At 68.1% G+C, this 18,791-nt stretch carries 21 protein-coding genes; all 21 read right to left on the bottom strand.

Annotated features, from left to right (window positions below; all coding sequences use genetic code 11):
- Window positions 1–95: 95 nt before the first annotated feature.
- On the bottom strand, window positions 96–908 hold the full coding sequence (locus D0B54_RS11545; protein ID WP_117291475.1) for a hypothetical protein: 813 nt from the start codon (window positions 906–908) through the stop codon (window positions 96–98).
- 105 nt (window positions 909–1,013) lie between these two features.
- Window positions 1,014–1,943 carry a hypothetical protein gene (locus D0B54_RS11550; RefSeq protein ID WP_117291476.1) on the bottom strand — a complete coding sequence of 310 codons (930 nt, stop codon included), beginning with the start codon at window positions 1,941–1,943 and terminating at the stop codon, window positions 1,014–1,016.
- A 36-nt stretch (window positions 1,944–1,979) separates the two neighbouring features.
- Window positions 1,980–3,206, bottom strand: a complete 1,227-nt coding sequence (locus D0B54_RS11555) for a beta-ketoacyl-ACP synthase (RefSeq protein WP_117291477.1) — start codon at window positions 3,204–3,206, stop codon at window positions 1,980–1,982.
- Window positions 3,203–3,937: a 3-oxoacyl-ACP reductase FabG gene (fabG, locus tag D0B54_RS11560; RefSeq protein WP_117291478.1), complete on the bottom strand. Its 735-nt coding sequence runs from the start codon at window positions 3,935–3,937 to the stop codon at window positions 3,203–3,205. The genes D0B54_RS11555 and fabG overlap by 4 nt, the downstream gene beginning before the upstream one ends.
- Window positions 3,934–4,404, bottom strand: a complete 471-nt coding sequence (locus D0B54_RS11565) for an ApeP family dehydratase (RefSeq protein WP_117291479.1) — start codon at window positions 4,402–4,404, stop codon at window positions 3,934–3,936. Before D0B54_RS11565 ends, fabG begins: the two co-directional genes overlap by 4 nt.
- 2 nt (window positions 4,405–4,406) lie before the next feature.
- The gene (locus D0B54_RS11570; RefSeq protein ID WP_117291480.1) at window positions 4,407–5,594 is read right to left on the bottom strand and encodes a beta-ketoacyl-ACP synthase; all 1,188 of its coding nucleotides are present in this window, start codon (window positions 5,592–5,594) and stop codon (window positions 4,407–4,409) included.
- A complete protein-coding gene (locus D0B54_RS11575) occupies window positions 5,591–6,142 on the bottom strand; it encodes a DUF3261 domain-containing protein (protein ID WP_117291481.1) in 552 nt (183 codons plus the stop codon). Before D0B54_RS11575 ends, D0B54_RS11570 begins: the two co-directional genes overlap by 4 nt.
- Window positions 6,130–7,359, bottom strand: coding sequence for an NAD(P)/FAD-dependent oxidoreductase (locus D0B54_RS11580; protein ID WP_117291482.1), 1,230 nt, complete (start codon window positions 7,357–7,359; stop codon window positions 6,130–6,132). Before D0B54_RS11580 ends, D0B54_RS11575 begins: the two co-directional genes overlap by 13 nt.
- Window positions 7,360–7,380: 21 nt before the next feature.
- Complete coding sequence (locus D0B54_RS11585; protein WP_117291483.1) at window positions 7,381–8,010, bottom strand: hypothetical protein; 630 nt, start codon at window positions 8,008–8,010, stop codon at window positions 7,381–7,383.
- A complete protein-coding gene (locus D0B54_RS11590) occupies window positions 8,007–10,325 on the bottom strand; it encodes an MMPL family transporter (RefSeq protein ID WP_117291484.1) in 2,319 nt (772 codons plus the stop codon). The genes D0B54_RS11585 and D0B54_RS11590 overlap by 4 nt, the downstream gene beginning before the upstream one ends.
- Complete coding sequence (locus D0B54_RS11595; protein ID WP_117291485.1) at window positions 10,318–10,932, bottom strand: LolA family protein; 615 nt, start codon at window positions 10,930–10,932, stop codon at window positions 10,318–10,320. Before D0B54_RS11595 ends, D0B54_RS11590 begins: the two co-directional genes overlap by 8 nt.
- The gene (locus D0B54_RS11600) at window positions 10,929–11,351 is read right to left on the bottom strand and encodes an acyl-CoA thioesterase (RefSeq protein WP_117291486.1); all 423 of its coding nucleotides are present in this window, start codon (window positions 11,349–11,351) and stop codon (window positions 10,929–10,931) included. Before D0B54_RS11600 ends, D0B54_RS11595 begins: the two co-directional genes overlap by 4 nt.
- Window positions 11,341–12,900: an HAL/PAL/TAL family ammonia-lyase gene (locus D0B54_RS11605; RefSeq protein ID WP_441347433.1), complete on the bottom strand. Its 1,560-nt coding sequence runs from the start codon at window positions 12,898–12,900 to the stop codon at window positions 11,341–11,343. Before D0B54_RS11605 ends, D0B54_RS11600 begins: the two co-directional genes overlap by 11 nt.
- Window positions 12,875–13,831 carry an LpxL/LpxP family acyltransferase gene (locus D0B54_RS11610; protein ID WP_117291488.1) on the bottom strand — a complete coding sequence of 319 codons (957 nt, stop codon included), beginning with the start codon at window positions 13,829–13,831 and terminating at the stop codon, window positions 12,875–12,877. Before D0B54_RS11610 ends, D0B54_RS11605 begins: the two co-directional genes overlap by 26 nt.
- Complete coding sequence (locus D0B54_RS11615) at window positions 13,828–14,574, bottom strand: glycosyltransferase family 2 protein (RefSeq protein WP_117291489.1); 747 nt, start codon at window positions 14,572–14,574, stop codon at window positions 13,828–13,830. Before D0B54_RS11615 ends, D0B54_RS11610 begins: the two co-directional genes overlap by 4 nt.
- Window positions 14,571–16,253, bottom strand: a complete 1,683-nt coding sequence (locus D0B54_RS11620) for an AMP-binding protein (protein WP_117291490.1) — start codon at window positions 16,251–16,253, stop codon at window positions 14,571–14,573. The genes D0B54_RS11615 and D0B54_RS11620 overlap by 4 nt, the downstream gene beginning before the upstream one ends.
- Window positions 16,246–16,788, bottom strand: a complete 543-nt coding sequence (locus tag D0B54_RS11625) for a hypothetical protein (protein ID WP_240433603.1) — start codon at window positions 16,786–16,788, stop codon at window positions 16,246–16,248. The genes D0B54_RS11620 and D0B54_RS11625 overlap by 8 nt, the downstream gene beginning before the upstream one ends.
- A gap of 8 nt (window positions 16,789–16,796) precedes the next feature.
- Window positions 16,797–17,042, bottom strand: coding sequence for an acyl carrier protein (locus D0B54_RS11630; protein ID WP_117291492.1), 246 nt, complete (start codon window positions 17,040–17,042; stop codon window positions 16,797–16,799).
- A gap of 13 nt (window positions 17,043–17,055) precedes the next feature.
- Window positions 17,056–17,316, bottom strand: coding sequence for a phosphopantetheine-binding protein (locus D0B54_RS11635; RefSeq protein WP_117291493.1), 261 nt, complete (start codon window positions 17,314–17,316; stop codon window positions 17,056–17,058).
- On the bottom strand, window positions 17,303–18,085 hold the full coding sequence (locus tag D0B54_RS11640; RefSeq protein WP_205527332.1) for a lysophospholipid acyltransferase family protein: 783 nt from the start codon (window positions 18,083–18,085) through the stop codon (window positions 17,303–17,305). The genes D0B54_RS11635 and D0B54_RS11640 overlap by 14 nt, the downstream gene beginning before the upstream one ends.
- A complete protein-coding gene (locus tag D0B54_RS11645; protein WP_205527333.1) occupies window positions 18,082–18,705 on the bottom strand; it encodes a beta-ketoacyl synthase chain length factor in 624 nt (207 codons plus the stop codon). Before D0B54_RS11645 ends, D0B54_RS11640 begins: the two co-directional genes overlap by 4 nt.
- Window positions 18,706–18,791: the final 86 nt, after the last annotated feature.

The raw sequence follows: 18,791 nt of genomic DNA on the forward strand, positions 1-18,791 counted from the left end.
AATTCTCCTGATCGCTATACGAGGATTGGCTTACGGGGCTTGCGGAAAGTCTGAAGCATTCCGTGCGCGGCGGCTGCTGAACGCGTCACGCTGCGCTACGGTTCACGGACCTTGGCGATCGTGCCCCGGATCGTCAGCTTCGCATTGACCATGCCGGAGTGGCATTCGTACTGGGTTGGACTATTGTAGACCCAGCCCCGGTAGTTGCTGTGGATGTCGACCACCGCATTCGCGCCCTGCTTCTTCGCCTCGGCCTGGAGGTCCTTGAGGGCCGCCAGCATGGCCCAGCGGCAGGCTTCCTCATCGCTGCGACCCGCCGCGCTGGTCACCCGGTTGGTGGCCTGCGTTCCGAGTTGTTCGAGCACCTCCGGCCTGGGCTGGCCGGCGAAATGGAATTGCACCGTGCCGTCGAGCGGGCCCTGGGCCTCCGCAGAGTCCAGCACGTCCTGCACCGGCATGCGCTTGATGCCGCTGCGGGGCGGCATGTCGTTGATTGCCGCGGCGACGTCTACCGTATCCAGATTGTCGCGCCCCAGTTCCGACTGGATCTTCCCGGAGAGCTGTGCCACCCAGCCGTTGTAGGCGCGGTGGATGTTGCGCACGCCGCCGCTTTCCTCGTAGCCCAGGCTGGAGCTGTCGAGATAGGCGATTTTCACCTGGTCCCGGTCATAGCGGATGCCGACCCTGGCGATGTGCAGCTTGTTCCTGTACATGCCGATGATCCGACCGGGTTCCTCCGACTCGGGTTTCCATCGGGCTTGCCCGAGTCCGAGCCTGATGGCGTTGGCCACGGCGGCTTCGTCGAGACCCGCCGGCACCGACATGGGTTCGGGATCGACCAGTTGCGCGGCCATGGCCACCGGTACGGCCATCGGGATGCAGAGCAGCAGGATACGAAGCAGCTTCATCTTCAGGGCTTCTCAGAATTCGGTGGTTGCCTGTTGCCGGTCCGCAGTCGGAGTACACCAACCGCGGCGCATGGTCCCGATGGCGCCCGCGAGCCTGTGGGTCCGTCAGGGCAGCGGGGACTGCATGCCGCCCACCGCCTCGTTGTAGTTGTCGGCAACGTACCTTTGTACCAGCTCGGCGACCCGGTTCAGCATCAGGTTGTCGCCGACACCGAAGGCTGACTTGCTCCCGGCGGACCGGACGGTGAAGCTGGGTTCCGCGACCAGGGTCCCGGTCTGGCCGTCCACGAAACGCACCTTCAGGGTGACCGAGGAGCTGCCGGCCATGGCGCCGACGAAGATGCGCGCACCCACGCCGATGAAGCGGATCTGCTCGATGCGCGGTTCGATGCGCAGCAGCCGCGGACTGGCGGCGGCCTTGCCGTTCCAGCTTTCCAGGGTCGCCCCCAGGCCAATGCCGAGCTGCTCCGCGATCTTCGCAGCGGCCCGCTCGTTGGGATCCTGGCCGGCGTAGGGCGCCTCCAGGGAGATTGGCATCAGCTGGAAGCGGTTGAAATTGGAAAACCGCTCTGCCGGCGGCGGATTGACGGGCGCGCGCAGCTGCGCCGGCGCGGCGGTAGCCAGGTCGACGGTGTCCAGGTCGCTACGCGACAGCGCGGTCGCGATGTTGCTGGCGACGACGGCGGTCCACTTGTTGTAGTTGCCGTGGATACTGCGCTGGCCGTTCTCCTCCTGCTCGTACTTGAGGTTGGTGCTGTCGAGGTAGGTGATCGCGACCTGGCTCGTGTCGTAACGGATGTCGACCTTGGCGATGTGCGTGCGCAGCGTGAACAGGCCGACGATGTGGCCGGGCTCTTCTCCGGCAACGGCCCATTGCGACTGCGCCAGGCCCAGCTTGATGGCTTTGGCCACTGCGCCGGCGTCGCGCCCCGCGGGCACGGCGATGGATGGCGGATCCACCAGTTCGGCGGCCACTGCCGGGGCGACACTCACGCTCATGCAGAGGCACAGCGCCAGGACGCGAATCGATTTCATGCTGTGTTTCCTTGATCGGTTGGGTGTTGCCCGGTGCTATGCCCAGCGCCGGAATATCAGCGAGGTGTTGATGCCGCCGAAGGCGAAATTGTTGCTCATGACGATTTCACTTTGCTGACGGCGCCCCTCGCCGGTGATGTAGTCGAGTTCCGCGCAGCGCGGATCGACATTCTCCAGGTTGACAGTCGGAGCGAACCAGCCGCTGCGCATCATCTCGATGGTCATCCAGGCTTCCAGCGCACCGCAGGCACCCAGGGTATGGCCCATGTAGCTCTTCAGCGAGCTGACCGGCACGCGTGCACCGAACACGGCGTGGGTAGCGGCCGATTCGGCCATGTCGCCCTGCTCCGTGGCGGTGCCATGCGCGTTGACGTATCCGATGTCGGCGGGTTGCAGCTGCGCCTCGTCCAGCGCCAGCCGCATGGCGATCTGCATCGTGTCCGGATTCGGATGGGTGACGTGGCAACCGTCGCTGTTGGTGCCGTAGCCGAGAATTTCGGCATAGATGCGCGCACCGCGCGCCTGCGCATGATCGAGTTCCTCGAGTACCAGGGTGCCAGCGCCTTCTCCGAGCACCAGTCCGTCGCGACGCGCGTCGAAGGGGCGCGGAGTCAGCGAGGGGCTGTCGTTCTGCACGCTGGTGGCGAACAGCGTGTCGAAGACCGCCACCTCGGTGGCGTCCAGCTCCTCGGCACCGCCTGCCAGCATCGCCGTCTGGCGGCCGCTGCGGATCGCCTCGTAGGCGTAGCCGATACCCTGGCTGCCGGAAGTACAGGCGCTGCAGGTGGTGACGATGCGGCCGGTGATGCCGAAGAACACGCCCATGTTCACCGGGGCGGTGTGGGCCATCATCTTCAGGTAGGTATTGGCGTTGATGCCCTCGGTGCTCTTGTCGGCCATCATCCGGCCGAAGTCGCCGATCGCCTTGGGCGAACCGGCCGAGGAGCCGTAGCTGATGCCGAGCTGGCCGCTCTTGACGAAGGGATCGCCGAGCAGGCCGGCATCGGCCAGCGCCAGCTCGCTGGCACGGGTCGCCATGATGGCAACGCGGCCCATGCTGCGGGTGGTCTTGCGGTTGTAGTTCTCGGGCAGCGTGAACGCCGCGGCGGGAGCGCCCAGCAGTGTGTTGAGGCCGTCGTATTCGCGCCAGGCGTCGATGACCTGGATCGCGTTGCGGCCACTGCGCAGCGCCGCCTCGACGCTGCTCCAGTCGTTGCCCAGGGGGCTGATGCCGGCCATGCCGGTAATGACGACGCGCTTCATCCGATCAGGCCTCCGTTGACCGAGATGACCTGGCGGGTGACGTAGCCGGCATCCGGGGCCATGAGGAAGCTCACCGCGGCTGCGACTTCCTCTGGTTTTCCGCTGCGGCGGGCGGGGATCATCTTCAGGGCTTCCTCCAGCACCGCGGCTTCGACCATCTCGGTGTCGATCAGCCCGGGTGCAACGCAGTTGACGGTAATGGCGCGGCTGGCCAGCTCCACCGCCAGCGCCTTGGTGGCGCCGATGATGCCAGCTTTGGCGGCGCTGTAATTGACCTGCCCGCGGTTGCCCATCAGGCCGGAAACCGAAGAAATGGTGACGATGCGGCCGGGCTTGCGGCGCCGCACCAGCGGCATGGTGAGCGGATTGAGCACGTTGTAGAAAGCGTCGAGGTTGGTGTGGATGACAGCGTCCCAGTCCTCCGCCGGCATCGCCGGGAAGGCGCTGTCGCGCGCAATGCCGGCGTTGCAGACCACGCCGTAGTAGCAGCCATGTTCCTCGACGTCGGCGAGCAGGATCCGGGCGGTGGCCTCGCGGTCGGCGACGTCGAACTGCAGGACGCGGCAGTGCCTGCCCAATGCACGGATATCCCCGGCGGCGGCTTCGGCCTCGTCCATGCGGCTGCGGCAATGCAGGACGATGTCGTAGCCGTCGCGCGCCAGGCGCAATGCGATGGCCCGGCCGATACCGCGGCTGGATCCGGTGACCAGTACGGTCAGTGCTTCACTCATGAGGTGTGGCCTTGTTCCTGGTTCAGAAATGCGAGTGCATCATCGGGTTCGAAGACGGTGAGATTCGCCGTGGCCAGTTCCTCGCCGTCGCAGTCGATGCGGCACTGGAAAGCGCCGATGCCGGAGTCTCCGCGCAGCTCCAGCCGTACCTCGATGCGCAGCAGGCTGCCAAGCGTCACGCGGGGCTGACGGCATTCGTAGCGGCGGCTGCCCAGCAGGAACCCGAGGCGTGGCGGTTCGCCGCGCTGGCGCGCCTGCCAGCCGGCCCAGGCAGCAACCGCCTGGGCCATGTACTCGACGCCGACCCAGCTGCCCAGGACCGTGCCCTGTGCGAACAGGTGATCGGCGCGCGGCTGTGCCTCGGCCACCAGGTACTCGTCTGTGGCGGCGAGGACGCGGTCGAGCAGCCGCATGGGGCCGGCATGAGGCAGCAGCTCGCCGATCGGCACGTCCGCCGGATTTTCCATGCTCAGCCCCGGCCCAGCAGCAGGCTGGCGTTGCTGCCGCCGAAGGCGAAGGAGTTCGACAGCACGTAGGACGGCGGGCGGCCGAGCCTCTCCCCGGGAGCAACCAGCCTGATCGCCGGCAGCTCCGGGTCGGCTGCTCCGTCCCACCAGTGCGGTGGCAGATCGCCGCGTGGATTGTCGGCCAGCGTCAACCAGGCCAGCGCCGCCTCGATCGCGCCGGCGGCGCCGAGGGCGTGGCCGGTGAGCGGCTTGGTGGAGCTGCAGGCCAGGCGACTGCCGAACAGCTGGTCGACGGCGCGGCTCTCCATGGCGTCGTTCTGCGGCGTGGCGGTACCGTGAAGGTTGAGGTAGTCCACCGCGCCGGGCTCGACGCCTGCCGAGCGCATCGCCTCCTGCATCGCGGCGATGGCACCGCGGCCGCTGGGTTCCGGCGCGGAGATGTGGTGTGCGTCGGAGGACTCGCCCCAGCCGGCCAGGCGCACCGGGCCGGGCTCGCGCGTCATCAGGAACAGCCCGGCACCTTCGCCGATATTGATGCCGCAGCGCCTGCGGCTCAGCGGGTTGCAGCGTTCGGCGCTGACCGATTCCAGCGCCGAGAAGCCGGCGATGGTGAAGCCGCAGAGCGAGTCTGCGCCGCCCGCCAGGACCGCGTCGGCGATGCCGGCGCGCAGCAGTCGCGCGGCGCTGGCCAGCGCCTTGGCGCTGGAGGAGCAGGCGGTGGACAGTGAGTAGGCCGGCCCGGCTATGCCCAGCTGTCGCGCCAGCACCGCCGCCGGGGCACACAGTTCCTGCTGCTGGTAGTGAAAGCCTGCCGGCAGCTGGCCATGCACGACCTGCTGCTGCAGCGCCCGTTCGGATTCGAGGATGCCCGAGGTGCTGGTGCCGAGTACCACCGCGACACGCGCGGCGCCGTAGCGGCCGATGGCGCGGTCCACGGCGGGGCGGATTTCAGCCAGCGCCGCCAGCAGCAGCGCGTTGTTGCGGCTGCGCTGCAGGGCCGGCAGAACCTCCAGGCAGGCAAGATCGACCGTGGCCTCGCCCAGGTGCAGGACGCGGCCCGGGGTGTAGCGGTCGCTGGCGCACACGCCGCCGGGCGCGTCGGCGGCGAACAGCGCCGTTGCCACGTCGGCCTTGCCGTTGCCCAGTGCACAGACCAGGCCCAGCTCGTTGAGGTAGACCGGCGCCGTCATTCCGCGGACACCGAGTCGATCAGCAGGCGATAGTGCTGCTGCAGGTTGTCGAATTCGGTATGGCCGAGCCAGCGCGGCTGGCCGCCGTAGCGAATCTCGATCGTCACCTGTCCCTCTCGGTACAGGCGCCGCGCGCCGGGTTCCTCGGCCAGGGTCCAGCCGGCGGGCAGGGCGCCGCGCACGGCCTCGGCGGGCCAGTAGGTCAGCTGCAGGTCGCGCAGCACGCGGTGCTCGTCGATCACTGCCGGCAGGCCGGCGATCCTGTCCACCGTCGGCGTGCCGCCGTCGTAGCGCAGGGTGACGACCCGGCGGCCGCCGACCAGTCCGGCCAGCTGCACCTGTTGCGGATCGATCTCCAGCAGCGCGTCGAGGCCGTGGCGCGTGCCGCCCGCCTCGACCAGCAGGCGCTGTGCCAGCTGCACGCTGCTGCCGAAGGCGGCAGGCGACAGCCACAGCGGCGGCAGTTCCTGTGGCGTGGGCGGCGGCGCGGGCCGCAGCGCCGCACAGGACGCCAGCAGCAGTGCCAGGAGCAGGCTCAGGCAGCGCACACTTCCTCCAGCACGGCCAGCCGACGCTTGGATTCGGCAACGTAGGGGTTGCTGCGATCCCAGGCATAACCGGCCAGGATCGCGGAGATCATGCGGCGGATCTTCTCGGCCTGGTTCTCATGGAAGATGATCTTCTGGAAGCGGCCCTCGTACCAGGCCTCGACGAAGGCACGGAAGGTATCGACACCGGCCTTCAGCGGATCGGCATAGTCCTTCTGCCAGTCGACCGTTTCGCCGGCGTATTCACGGGCGATGCACTGGCTGGCCAGGCTGGCGGACTTGAAGGCGATGGTGACGCCACTGGAAAACACCGGGTCGAGGAACTCGCCGGCGTTGCCGAGCAAGGCGTAGCCCTTGCCCCAGAGCGTGCGCACGTTGGCCGCGTAGCCGACGATCTGGCGCGCGGGGGTGTCCCAGACGGCGTTGGCGAGCAGCCGCGACAGGGCCGGGTCCTCGCCGACCAGCGCGCGCAGGCGCTCGGTCTCGGTGCCGCCGTACTGCGCCAGGAACTCGGTACGGGCCACCACGCCCTGCGAGCAGCGGCCGTCGGAGAAGGGAATGGTCCAGTACCAGACATCGCAATGCTGCGGATGCACGGTGACGCGGATCTTGTTGCGGTCGAAGGTGCCCGGCGGGACACGGTCCTCGACGTGGGTGAAGATTGCGCCGCGTGCAGGGAAACTGGAGGGCGTTTCCAGCTTGAGCAGGCGCGGCAGGGTGCGGCCGAAGCCGCTGGCGTCGAGCAGGTAGCGCGCCGTGACCTGGTAGCTGCTGCCATCGGGCCGCTTCACAGTGACCTGCGGTTGCTCGCCCTCGACGTCTACCGCGGTGACCTCGTGGCAGTAGCGGATCTCGGCACCGGCGCGAGCGGCGCTGTCGGCCAGCACCTGGTCGAAGCGTGCGCGCTGCACCTGGTAGGTGGTGCCCCAGCCGGGCGAGAACTTCTCGCGGAAGTCGAAATCGGTGTAGCGCTCGCCCCAGGCGAAGGCAGCGCCGTTCTTGTACTGGAAGCCGGCTTCCACCACCGCCTGCAGCATGCCGGCGGCCTCGATGTATTCCATGCTCTGCGGCAGCAGGCTTTCGCCGATGGAGAAGCGCGGAAACTGCTCCCGCTCCAGGATCAGGACCTGGCGGCCCTGCTGACGCAGGAAGCCCGCGGCAACAGCGCCTGCCGGGCCGGCGCCGACGATCAGGATTTCGGTGGATTCGATGCTCATGGATTTCCGGAGGACGAGGGGTCAGGGAGAGAGGGCGCGCGCGATCTGCGGCTGTGCGAACAGGCTTTCCAGCTTCTGTCGATAGGCGCTGGGCACGTCACTGCGTGTCTTGGAGAAGCGGTTGAAGAATTGTCCGTCGAGGGCGTCATTGCCGCGCAGGCTGGCTTGCGCCAGCTGTACCCCTCGACGATCGAAGATCTGCAGCCGCAGGTCGTAGATCAGCGCGGTGTTGACCATGGTGTCACTGCGCCAGTCAACCAGGGTCAGCAGCAGGTAGCGGTCGGCGCCGGTGGCAAGCAAGGTCTCGCGCTCCTTGCGGCCGTTTTTGGTGGGATCGAGCAGGATCTGCCGCGCCCGTACCTCCTGACGGGTCAGCGCGGCCGTCACGGTCTCGCCGAAATCGGTCGCCAGGGGACGGCCGGAGGTGGTCTTCACGTTCCAGGGTACGCCATAGCGGCTGCGCGCCAGGCCAACGAAGTCAACCGGCTTGTCGCGGCTGATCACGTAGGGACGTTCGTCGTGTACCCCGACATTGACCGTCAGCCGCGTCTGCACCGCGATCTTCGGCTGCGCGCTGTGGTACTCCAGCGTCTTGTTGGCGGCGCAGCCGCCAAGCATCAGCAGCAGCGCCAGCAGCATCATGCGTGTCATCGTGTGGTCTCCCGTGAAACGAACAGCGGTGAGATCAGCCATACCAGCGTGATGCCGATCAGCAGGGTCAGGCCGAAGGCGCGCAGCGCCGGCGTGGTCGACAGGCCCAGCAGGCCGAATGACAGCAATGTGCTGGCCGCGCCGACGCAGACCGACAGCCAGGCGTCGCCATCACCCTCGTGCTCGAACAGGAAAATGCCGTAGTCCACGCCGATGCCCAGCAGCAGGATCAGCGCCAGCACATTGAACAGCTGCAAGGCTTGTCCGGCCCAGCCAAGGCAGGCCAGCGTCAGCAGGGTCCCGATTATTGTCGGCAGCATCACTCGCCAGGACGCAGCGCCGAAACGGCGCCAGATCGCGGCGGACACGGCGAGGTAGCCGACCAGCAGCAGGCCGCCCATCATCAGCCGGTAACGCTGCATCACCGTCGAGATCTCGGCGGCACGATCCACCCAACGCACACCCTCCATATCTTGCGCCAACGCCGCCAGCTGCGGCAGCGCAGCGACGCCCGAGAGCCCGCGCAGCATCACCACGCTGGTGTTGCGGCCGTCGATGCGGCCGAGCCAGAGATCGCGGGCGCCCAGCGAGGCGGGCCCAGCCAGCCAGGCTTCCTGGCTCAGCGCCGCCGGAGCAAAGGCAGGGCGTGCCAGGTCTTCACCGATTTGCGCACCGGCTTGCAGCAGCAGTTGTGTTTCCACGCGTGCGGTCAGCGCGGCATCGGCCGCCTGCTGCTTGGCCGAGGGCAGCCAGTCGGACACGGCGCGGTAGCCGCCGATGTTCCCCTGGGCGATGGCGGCATCCAGGCGTCCCTTCAGCTGTTCCTCGCGCTGCAGGACTTCCTCGGCTGTACTACCGCTGACCAGGTAGAACTGCGCCGGGCTGGGCAGGCCCAACAGGGTAGCCGCTTCACGCTGCGCCTGTACCAGGGCCGCCGGAGCGCTCTGCAGCTGGCGGATGTCGTCGTTGGACCTCAGCTGCAACAGGCCCGGCAGGCCGAACAACAGCGCCGCGCCAGCGGCCGACGCCAGTCCGCGGCCGGCGCGCAGGCGTGGCCAGTGTTCGAGGCTGCCGGCGATGCGCGCGGCGAAGCCGGTGGCGCGGACTTCGCCGCGGTCCAGCCAGGGGAACCAGCACAGTACAGTGAGAAAGGCAGCGGCCAGCCCTACGGCAGAGAACAGCGCCATCTGGCGCAGCCCGGGAAAAGGGGCGAGGCCGAGAGCGAGATAGGCCAGGGCGCTGGTGGCGAAGGCCAGCAGCAGACCGGGCAACAGGCTGCTCAACAGCTGCCAGCGCTCCGCCGCGGGCCGGCCCCGGCGGCTGGCGAAGTAGTGGATGCCGTAGTCCTCGGCAACGCCCACCAGGCTCGCGCCGAATACCAGGGTCAGCAGATGTACGCGCCCGAACACCAGCGCGGTGACAGACAGCGCGACGGCGCAGCCGACCACCAGCGACAAGCCCACCAGCAGGATCGGCCGCAGCGAGCGGAACGACAGCCACACCAGCAGCAGCACTGCGGCCAGCGAGCCGAGCCCGATGACCGACATTTCGCGACTGGCTTGCACTGCCGCGGCCTCAGCAAACAGCGGCACGCCGGTGGCGAGCACGCGCAGGCCCGGGACTTGTGCCTGTGCCGCGGCCGCAGCGGCCGCGAGTACCGGGTCGAGCACCGCCTCGCCATTGAGCGCGAAGGCCGAGCCCTGCAGATTCAGCGGCAGCACCGCCCAGTCTCGGTTGTCCGCATGCAGCCAGAGTTGGCCGTCGCGTGGGCGCGCGCGGGTGTCGTCGGAGCGGCTCAGCCACCACTGCGGCCACAGTCCCAGGGGATCCTCCTGCCAGGAGGTCAGACGGGGGCCGGCGGCGGGCTGGTAGAGCTGTGCCAGGGCCGTTCCGGTGAGTTGTGCGGGATTGCTGTCCTGCAACTGCCTGCGCTGTGCCGGTGTCAGCAAGCGGTCGCGCCAGGGGCGGTACTGCTCCAGCGCGGCGGACAGCTGCCGGTCGTCCGGCAGTGCCGGACGCAGCCGGTCGCCATGCGTTTCCAGGGACTTGAGATAGACCGCCGCGGCTCGCTGGGCCGAGGGCCAGTCGGGCGCGCCGAGCAGCACCACGATCTTGCGCGCCGCCTGCTCGGCGAGGCGCTGCGTCGCCAGGCCGATCGCCGGTTGCCGCTCGTCCTGAGGCAACAGTGCCAGCACGTCGGCATCGACCCCGTTCGAGTGCCAGAACCGCCACTGGTGCAGGGCAGTGGCGGCAACAATCAGCAGCCAGCCGAGGGCCAGCGCGCGCCAGGTGGACGGGGGCAGGGTCTTACTCAAGCGCGGCGCGCTCCTCGCGGCTCATTGGCGGGCCGGTGGCGAGATGCGCGAAGCGGATCTCCGTGCTGTCGCCATTGGTTTCCTCGAAGCGCACACGGCGCACGTGATGGTCGCCCTGCAGCGAAATGCGCACGAACAGGCGCGCGATGAGCGGGTCGGTCGGTTGTAGCTCCAGGGCCCATGATCCGGCTTTTGGCGGTTCTCCGAGTACCCGGAACTGGTGACGCACCAGGTAGGCGACGTCGCCCTGCAGCAGACCGAACAACAGCTCGTTGATCGCCCGCACGGCCGGCTGCCGACTGGCATCGACACGCAGGACCTCGCTGCCGTCAGCCTGCCGCGACAGTACATGTTCGCGCGTCAACGCCAGCGTGGAGGCGAAGGGCTTTCGGGTGCGCCAGAGTACGCCCTCGTCGCGCGACAGCACGAAATCACCGCTGGACTGAAGCGGCTTGCGGAAACCGGCGATGGTCTTGGATTGCTCGAACCCACCACGCAGCAGCGGAGCGTCAAGCAACTCGCGCTGGATCAGGTCGGGCAGGTCGGCGGCGCCCGCCAGGGCGCTCCAGGACAGGCAGAGCAACAACGTGAATACACGGTTGATCATGCCGGCGGCTCCACGCCGAGCTTGCGCCACAGCAGCTCGGGGCAGACGTACTGCATCTCCCAGCCGTCGATCTTCACCGCAATCTGGATGCTGGTGGCCTTGGTCAGCCTGGTGCCGGACACGGCGTCACTGACCAGGTAGTCGATCTTCAGCCGGTTCTCCCATTCGACGATCTCGGCGCGCACCTTGAGCTTGCGACCATAGATCGCCGGCTTCACGTACTTGAGGCGTATGTCGACGATCGGCCAGGCGTAGCCGGAGTCGCGCATCTGCGGGTAGTCGTAGTCGTAGCGCTGCAGCAGGGCGCTACGCGCCAGTTCGATGTACTTGAGGTAGTGGCCGTGCCAGACCACTTCCATCAGGTCGATGTCGTGGAACGCGGGGCTCAGCTCGATCTCGTGGCTCAGGTCAGCTGGCATACGGCCTCCACTGCTCGTCGCGGATCGCGTCGATCAGCAGCAGCAGCTCCTTGTCCAGGGCTCGGTCCTCGACGATCAGCGGAATGCGCGCTTCCAGCGAGTCCTGCATGGCGCGCAGCGCCGGTGTCAGCTCCAGTTCGCCATCCACGCGGGCACGCAGTGCCAGCCCCTGGCGTGCGGCGATCAGCATTGCAGCGGCGACCTGTTCGGTCAGCTCCAGCACGCGCAGGCAGTCGCGCGCCGCGATCGTGCCCATGCTGACCTTGTCCTGATTGTGGCACTCGGTCGAGCGCGAGAACACCGAGGCCGGCATGGTCAGCTTGAGTGCCTCCGCAGTCCAGGCCGAGACGCTGATCTGCAAGGCCTTGAGGCCATGGTTGATCGCTGCGCGCGGACCGATGGCGGCCGACAGGTTTGGCGGCAGGCCATGGTTGAAGCGGGTGTCGACCAGCAACGCCAGTTGCCGGTCGAGCAGGTCGGCGAGATTGGCCACCGCGTTCTTGAGGCTGTCCATGGCGAAGGCGATGTGGCCGCCGTAGAAATGGCCGCCGTGCAGAACCTGCTCGCGGTCGCCGTCGATGATCGGATTGTCGTTGGCGCTGTTGAGCTCGTTCTCGATCAGGCTGCGCAGGAACGGCAGCGCGTCCTCCATCACGCCGATGACATGCGGCGCACAGCGCAGCGAGTAGCGGTCCTGCAGGCGCTGCTCATTGCGGCTCGGGCGGTCGCTGGCGAGATCGGCGCGCAGGCGCGCGGCCACGCGCTGCTGGCCGGGGTGCGGCTTCACCGCGAACAGCGCCTCGTCGTAGTGATGCGCGTTGCCGGCGCTGGCCAGCAGGTTACAGGCGGTCAGGCGCGTCGCCAGCTGACCGAGCGTCTCGGCGCGGCGCCAGGCCAGGGCGGCGAGTGCGGTCATCACGGCGGTGCCGTTCATGATCGCCAGGCCCTCCTTGGGGCGCAGGCGCAGCGGCGCGATGCCGAGGCCGGTGAACACCTCGGCGGTGGCGCGGCGCTCACCGCGGTAGCAGACCTCGCGCTCTCCACAGAGCACGGCGGCGACATAGGACAGCGGCGTCAGGTCGCCGCTGGCGCCGACCGAGCCTTCCGCCGGAATCAGCGGGAGGATGTCCTGCAGCAGCAGCAGCTCCAGCTGGCGCAGCAGCGCGACGCTGACGCCGGACATGCCCTGGGCCAGTGAAGCCAGCCGCGTGGCGAGCACGGCGCGGGTTTCCTCGGGCGTCAGGAAACGGCCGGCGCCGACGCCGTGGTAGCTGTACAGGTGGTGCGGCAGTTCGGCGACCAGCTCCGGCGGGATGCTCACCGTGCAGGAATCGCCATATCCGGTGGTGACGCCGTAGATCACGCCGTCTTCGGCCAGCAAGCGGTCGAGGAAATCGGCGCCGCGGGCGATGCGCTCGACGAAGGCCGTTTCCGTCGACAGCCGGGCAGATTTTTCGCGCCGCGCCAGGGCGACGACATCCTCCAGGGTGAGTCGGCTGCCGTCGAAGCAGATCGGCAGCAGTTCAGGGCGCGGGTCGGTCATGAGCATTGGAGTCCCAGAAGGGATAGAAGTTGAACCATTCGTAAGGCGCGCGGCACAGCAGCACCTGCAGGCGTGCGGCGTAGTCGGAGGCCAGGGCCGCCAGGGCCGCGTCGCGCCGCCCGCGCGGCAGCACGACGCTGTCTGCGATCTGCTCGAAGCGTACGACATGGCCGTCACCCTCGCGCAGGCAGGCCATCAGGTACAGCGGGCACTTCAGCAGCGCGGCCAGCACGTAGGGCCCCACCGGGAAGTCTGCCGCGGTGCCGAGAAAGGGTGCCTGCGTCGTCCGCCCGAAGCCGACCGGCACACGATCTCCGGCGATGGCGACGAACTCGCCCGCCTCGATTCTCTGCGACAGTTGCACGGCCGTGGCGGGCGATACCTCAGTGACCTGGATGAGGTTGAGCCCGGCATCCGGGTTGACGCGGCGGATGAGGCGGTTGAAGCGCTCGGCGTGCGCGGTGTGCACCAGCACGTTCAGGCGCAGGTTGCGACGGCGACCCGCGATGACCCGGCATAGCTCCAGGCAGCCCATGTGCGCGGTGACCAGCACGGCGCCGCGGCCACTGTCGATCCGGGCCAGCATCAGGTCCACCGACTCGAAGCGGATGCGGTCGTAGCCGTAGCGGCCACTCATGGCCAGGAGCTTGTCGAGCAGTGTCTCGGCGAAGCAGATGAAATGCCGGATGCTGTGCCGCCAGCCCGGTGGGGAGCCGATCGCGCCGGTGGCCTGTTCCATGCGCACCAGGTAGTCCAGCGAGGCGCGTCGCGCCAGCGGCCGCGTCGCCCAATACCAGGCGACGATGGGGTAGAGGCAAACTCGGAACGGCAGGCGTCCCAGCAGGCGGTTGACCCAGTAGAGGAACCAGATCCCGGCAACAAAAGTGCTTTCGCCGATCTCCGCCCAATGTACGCCGCGCCTGCCGGAATCGCTCATGGCCGGCCTGCAAGCCTGCGCCACAGCAGCAACGGCAGGCGCAGCAACATGCCTGCGAACAGCCGCGCGTGCATTCGCGAAATCAGCAGGTTGTCGCGCCACATCCTGAAGTGGGAGATGCCGTCGAGTGGGTAGCGGACATGGGTCGGCTGGTTGACCACGGCAACACCGCGCCAGTGCAGCCGCACCATGATCTCGGTATCAAAGTCCATGCGCCGTCCCAGGCGGACCTGGTCGATCAGTGCCAGCGTCGACTGCAGCGGGTAGATGCGGAAGCCGCACATCGAATCGCGGATGGCCAGCGACAGGGTATTGATCCAGACCCAGACATGCGTGACGTAGCGCCCGTAGAGGCGCGCGCGCGGCACGGATTCGTCGTAGATCGGGACTCCGCAGATCACCGCCTCCGGCTGCTGCTGTGCCAGTACCAGGAAACGGGCGATGTCGGCCGGGTCATGCTGGCCATCGGCGTCGATCTGCAGCGCATGGCTGTAGCCCTGCAGGGCAGCTTCACGCAGGCCGGCCATGACGGCACCGCCCTTGCCCTGGTTCTGTGCCAGGTGCAGGACGCGGATGCCCTGCGGGTCGCGGTGCGCCAGCCGGTCCAGCTCCGCAGCACAGGTGACGCGGCTGCCGTCATCGACCATCAGGCAGGGCAAATGCTGCGCGCGCACCGCGTCCACCACGACGCCGATGGCGTGCTCGTGGTTGTACACCGGGATCACGACGACGCAGCGGATCATGGCGCGGCGAAGACGATGCGACCGCCGGCATGCGTGCCCGCTGGCGAGTGGAGGCGGAAGCCCAGTGTCGCCTTGCCCGCCTGCCATTGCAGGTCGAGCAGGATATCGGCACCGGGACGGATGACCTGCTGGAACTTCAGGGCCTCCATGCGCAGGAAATCCGCCGGCAGATCGAACAGCTCACGGCCGAGACGGATGGCCCATTCCACCTGGGCCACGCCCGGCAGGATCGGGGCCACCGGGAAGTGCCCCTCGAAGTAAGGGGAGTCCGCATCGAAGCGCAGCGCCAGGCTCGCCGAGGCGGCGTCGTGGTGCTGCAGCTTGACGCAGGGGCGCCGCGGATCGAACAGCGCGGCGAGCTGGGCCTGCGTGGTCTTGCCCTGGCTGTTGACCGGCAGCGCAGCGACGTAGCGCCAGCGGCGGGGCAGGGCCATGGGTTCCACGAGCGCGGACAGCTGCTGCCGCAGGGCCTGGTTGAGGGCGGTCTTGCCGTCCTGCTGCAGCAGGTGCTGTCCGGCGGCGGACGGTACGGCCACGCCGGCCAGTGTCGCGCGCGCTTCGTCGAGCACCAGCAGGCGCAGCTCGTCCAGCAAGCCGCCAGCCAGCAGCTGGCGCTCCATTGCATCCAGCGACAGGCGCTTTTCCTCGAGCTTGACGATACGATCGGATCGGCCTTCGAGCAGGAAGCTGCCGTCGGCGAGCCAGCGCGCCCGATCCGATCCCTGGAACCAGTCGGCGTCCGGCAGATGCGCCGAGCGCAGCGCCAGCGGGGCGGCCGGCTCGATACGCAATTCCACGCCGGGCAGCGCCCGCCAGCCGGCTTCTGCGGTGTGGCGCTGGCGCCAGGCGATGCCACCGGTTTCCGAACTGCCGTAGATCTCTAGCGGCGCGTGGCCGAGCAGTTCGCGAACCAGGCTCACGGCGGCTTCCGGCAATGGCCCGCCGGATGAGAACACCATGCGCAGCTGTTTTTGCGCGCCGGTCCAGTCCAGCGACTGCGGCAGGCGCTTCAGGTGCGCCGGGCTGCTGACCACGGCGCAGGGCCGTTCGGCCAGCACCTGCGCCATCTCTTCGGGGAAGGCCAGCCGCTGTACGGCGAAGGCGCGCCCGGCAGCCAGGGGCCACAGCAGTCCGAACAGCAGTCCGTAGATATGCTGGTGCGAGACGCTGGCGTGGATGCGCGTGTCCACCAGCGACGGGCCCCAGCAGGACTGCAGGGTCAGCAGTTCGGCGTCGAGTTGGCGCAACTGCTTGCCGATCGCCACAGGTTCGCCGCTGGAGCCGGAGGTGTAGAGCTGCAATACCGGCTCATCGCCACCCAGGCTTGCGAAAGGCATGTCGGGGGCGTCGCGGTCCGGCACCAGCGCCTGCGGCAGGTTGCCGGCAAAGCCATCGACCTCGTGTGCCAGGCGGGCCAGGGTCTCGGGCTGCGCGTCGCCGGGCAGCACAACGGTCTTGCCGGCATGCCAGGCGCCGAACAGGGCACTGGCGCAGGCATAGGCGTCGCCGGAGTACAGCGCCCAGCGCTTGCCGGGCTGGCGGCGAAACGCCGACTGCCAGCCGGAGACCGCAGCGCGGAACTCACCAAAGCAGAGATCGCGGCCGGCATCGAAAGCCACCGGCAGCGCCGCCGGCCGGCCCCGTGACATCAGCTCGCCCAGGGCAATGAATTCAGACATGCGCCTGCCGCGCGCGCACGCGCTGACGCACCAGCCATTCCCCGGCGAACAGCAAGCCCATCAGCAGGTAGGACAGCAGGCCGTTGTACAGCGCCCACACCGCATCGGGGGCCCACAATGCCGTCGCCAGCGCAATGCTGCCGTTGACGACGAAAAAAGTGCACCACACCAGGGTGACCTTGCGCGTATAGGCCACCGCCGATGGCGGCAGCTGTGGCTCTCTCAGGCGTGCCAGTCGCTCAATGATGCTGGGGGGGTGCCACAGGCTGATGCCGAACACCAGCAACAGGGCGGTGCTGACCAGCACGGGGTAGAGCTTGAGAGGCAACACGGCATTGCCAGCCATGCTGACCGCCGCCAGCACCAGCGCACCGGCCGCTGCCGCGATCCACACCGGCTCGCGCCTGGTGGCCGCGCGCAGCAGGGCCAACATCACCAGCAGCAGGGCCAGCCAGCGCGGCTCGAAGCGCCCCAGGCCCCAATACACCGCGAAGGGATAGGCCAGGGTCAGCAGGGCGACGATCGCGGTACGCACGCGTGATGTCAGGAATGGACAATGCCGTGCAGTGCGTCGACCACGTCCTGCACGGTACGCACCGCCTTGAAGGCTTCCGGCTGGATGCGCTTGCCGATCATCGGCTTGAGCTGCACGATCAGGTCGACGGCATCGATGCTGTCGATGTCGAGATCCTCGTAGAGCCGTGCCTCGGGCAACACCTTTGCCGGATCGGTGTCGAAGGTCTGCTGCAGCACGTTGACGATCTGCTGGAGGATTTCATCCTTGGTCATGGTTCACTCCGGCTCAGCGCGTCCGCGCGGCGACGACAAAATGTGCCAGCGTCTGCACGCTGGCGAAATGGGCACGGGTTTCCGCGGAATCGGCCGACAGGCTCACGCCATAGCGCTTCTGCAGCGCCAGTCCGAGTTCCAGTGCATCGATCGAGTCCAGGCCCAGGCCCTCGACGAACAGCGGAGCTGCGCTGTCGATCGTCGCGGCCTCGATGTCCTCAAGGGCCAGGGAGTCGATGATCAGCTGCTTGATTTCGTTTTCAAGCGCCTGCATGGGTACTGCTCTCCTTGAAGAAATAGTCGTACAGGTATTCGGTCATGCGGCGCGCGGCGATGGCTTCGCTGCTGCCGTGGCCGATGATCTGGTCGACCGCGAGATCGCTGTCGACGCTGATCGTGAAATGCATGCGGCGCGGCGGTACGCGATACCACTTCTCGCCCTTGCTCAGGGTCGGCGGCTCGCACTGGATGCGGATCGGCGTCACGTCCAGCCGTCCGCGTACCGCGATGTTGGCCGCGCCGCGCTGCAGCCGGATCTCGCGGCCGTCGCGCGGCGTGCGGGTTCCTTCCGGAAAGATGATCAGGTTGCCGCCGCGCCGTACCGAGGCGATGCAGTCCTCGACCAGGCCCAGGCCCGAGTCGTTGCTGATGTAGCCGGCTGCCTGGATCGGGCCGCGGGTGAAAGCATTGCGCGCCAGCCCTCCCCGGACCACGCAGTCGGCGTTGGGGACCAGCGACACCAGGAACACCACGTCCAGCAGCGTCGGGTGATTGGCCAGGATCAGCTGGCCGCCACGCTGCAGGCGCTCCAGGCCGCGAACCTCGTAGGTCAGCACTCTCATCGCGCGCATCAGGCCGATGAAGAAGCGGAAGCTGGCCTGCACCATCTGCCGGGCCAGCCGCTTGCGGCGCAAGGGGTCGCGCACCAGCAGCTGCAGCAGCGGGAATATCAGCACGCGCAGGCACAGTCCGCCCACGCCGAAGCAGAAGAATGACAGGCCGGTGGCGACGACACGCCAGGCCCGGTCCAGATGCCTGATCATTGCCTGCACCATTGCCAGCTGCGCTGGCCATCGGAAAAGTCGAGTTGCGCGGCGCCGCCGATCAGGAAGCGCAACACCGCCAGGCCATGCGGGAGGTCTTCCCGCGAAGCTTCCACGGCGTCTGCCTGCCACTGCAGGCGCAGTACACCAGGACCCAGGCGGCAGGCCCAGGCGTAGGGGGCTTCGGGTTCGTCGCCGAAACTGGCGAAAACCGTGGGAAGGGGCTCGTCGTAAACGACGACCATCACCTCGGGCGCACCATCGGCCATCAGGCCCGCTGCCTCGACAAAGGCGGCCTCCACCGTGGAGCGGCCGGCCGCGACGGCCGTGTAGGGCGCGGTGTCACCCCGGGCAATGGAGTACAGGGCGCCAACGGCGTTGTGTACCGACATGCTGAAGACGGTGGGCGACAGGGGCTCGTGCGCGGCAAGGGCAGCGAGCATGTCCACCGAGGAATGCACGCTGCCATGGCGCGAGGCATAGACGATCGGGCAGCCCGCGGCGCGATCCGCCTGGACACGATAGGCCACCTGCAGGGCCATGCGGCCCAGGCGATCAAGGCGGCGGCGCGCCATGGGGGCCAGTTCCGCCAGTTCGGGCTTGTCGTCGCCCGCGGGCAACGCAGCAGCGCCCGCAGCCCAGTCAACCCAGGCTGCGTTCTGGCCGAGGCCTGGCCCCCAGGCGGCCCACTCGAGAACGGAAAAAC

Origin of the sequence: Solimonas sp. K1W22B-7 (assembly GCF_003428335.1) — a bacterium.
GTDB lineage: Bacteria > Pseudomonadota > Gammaproteobacteria > Nevskiales > Nevskiaceae > Solimonas_A.

Coding starts and splice junctions, on each gene's coding strand:
- D0B54_RS11630 (WP_117291492.1), bottom strand. CDS start 17,042: ATGACCAAGGATGAAATCCTCCAGCAGATCGTCAACGTGCTGCAGCAG.
- D0B54_RS11545 (WP_117291475.1), bottom strand. CDS start 908: ATGAAGCTGCTTCGTATCCTGCTGCTCTGCATCCCGATGGCCGTACCG.
- D0B54_RS11595 (WP_117291485.1), bottom strand. CDS start 10,932: ATGATCAACCGTGTATTCACGTTGTTGCTCTGCCTGTCCTGGAGCGCC.
- D0B54_RS11600 (WP_117291486.1), bottom strand. CDS start 11,351: ATGCCAGCTGACCTGAGCCACGAGATCGAGCTGAGCCCCGCGTTCCAC.
- D0B54_RS11565 (WP_117291479.1), bottom strand. CDS start 4,404: ATGGAAAATCCGGCGGACGTGCCGATCGGCGAGCTGCTGCCTCATGCC.
- D0B54_RS11605 (WP_441347433.1), bottom strand. CDS start 12,900: ATGCTCATGACCGACCCGCGCCCTGAACTGCTGCCGATCTGCTTCGAC.
- D0B54_RS11620 (WP_117291490.1), bottom strand. CDS start 16,253: ATGTCTGAATTCATTGCCCTGGGCGAGCTGATGTCACGGGGCCGGCCG.
- D0B54_RS11615 (WP_117291489.1), bottom strand. CDS start 14,574: ATGATCCGCTGCGTCGTCGTGATCCCGGTGTACAACCACGAGCACGCC.
- D0B54_RS11570 (WP_117291480.1), bottom strand. CDS start 5,594: ATGACGGCGCCGGTCTACCTCAACGAGCTGGGCCTGGTCTGTGCACTG.
- fabG (WP_117291478.1), bottom strand. CDS start 3,937: ATGAGTGAAGCACTGACCGTACTGGTCACCGGATCCAGCCGCGGTATC.
- D0B54_RS11610 (WP_117291488.1), bottom strand. CDS start 13,831: ATGAGCGATTCCGGCAGGCGCGGCGTACATTGGGCGGAGATCGGCGAA.
- D0B54_RS11580 (WP_117291482.1), bottom strand. CDS start 7,359: ATGAGCATCGAATCCACCGAAATCCTGATCGTCGGCGCCGGCCCGGCA.
- D0B54_RS11640 (WP_205527332.1), bottom strand. CDS start 18,085: ATGATCAGGCATCTGGACCGGGCCTGGCGTGTCGTCGCCACCGGCCTG.
- D0B54_RS11585 (WP_117291483.1), bottom strand. CDS start 8,010: ATGACACGCATGATGCTGCTGGCGCTGCTGCTGATGCTTGGCGGCTGC.
- D0B54_RS11635 (WP_117291493.1), bottom strand. CDS start 17,316: ATGCAGGCGCTTGAAAACGAAATCAAGCAGCTGATCATCGACTCCCTG.
- D0B54_RS11555 (WP_117291477.1), bottom strand. CDS start 3,206: ATGAAGCGCGTCGTCATTACCGGCATGGCCGGCATCAGCCCCCTGGGC.
- D0B54_RS11550 (WP_117291476.1), bottom strand. CDS start 1,943: ATGAAATCGATTCGCGTCCTGGCGCTGTGCCTCTGCATGAGCGTGAGT.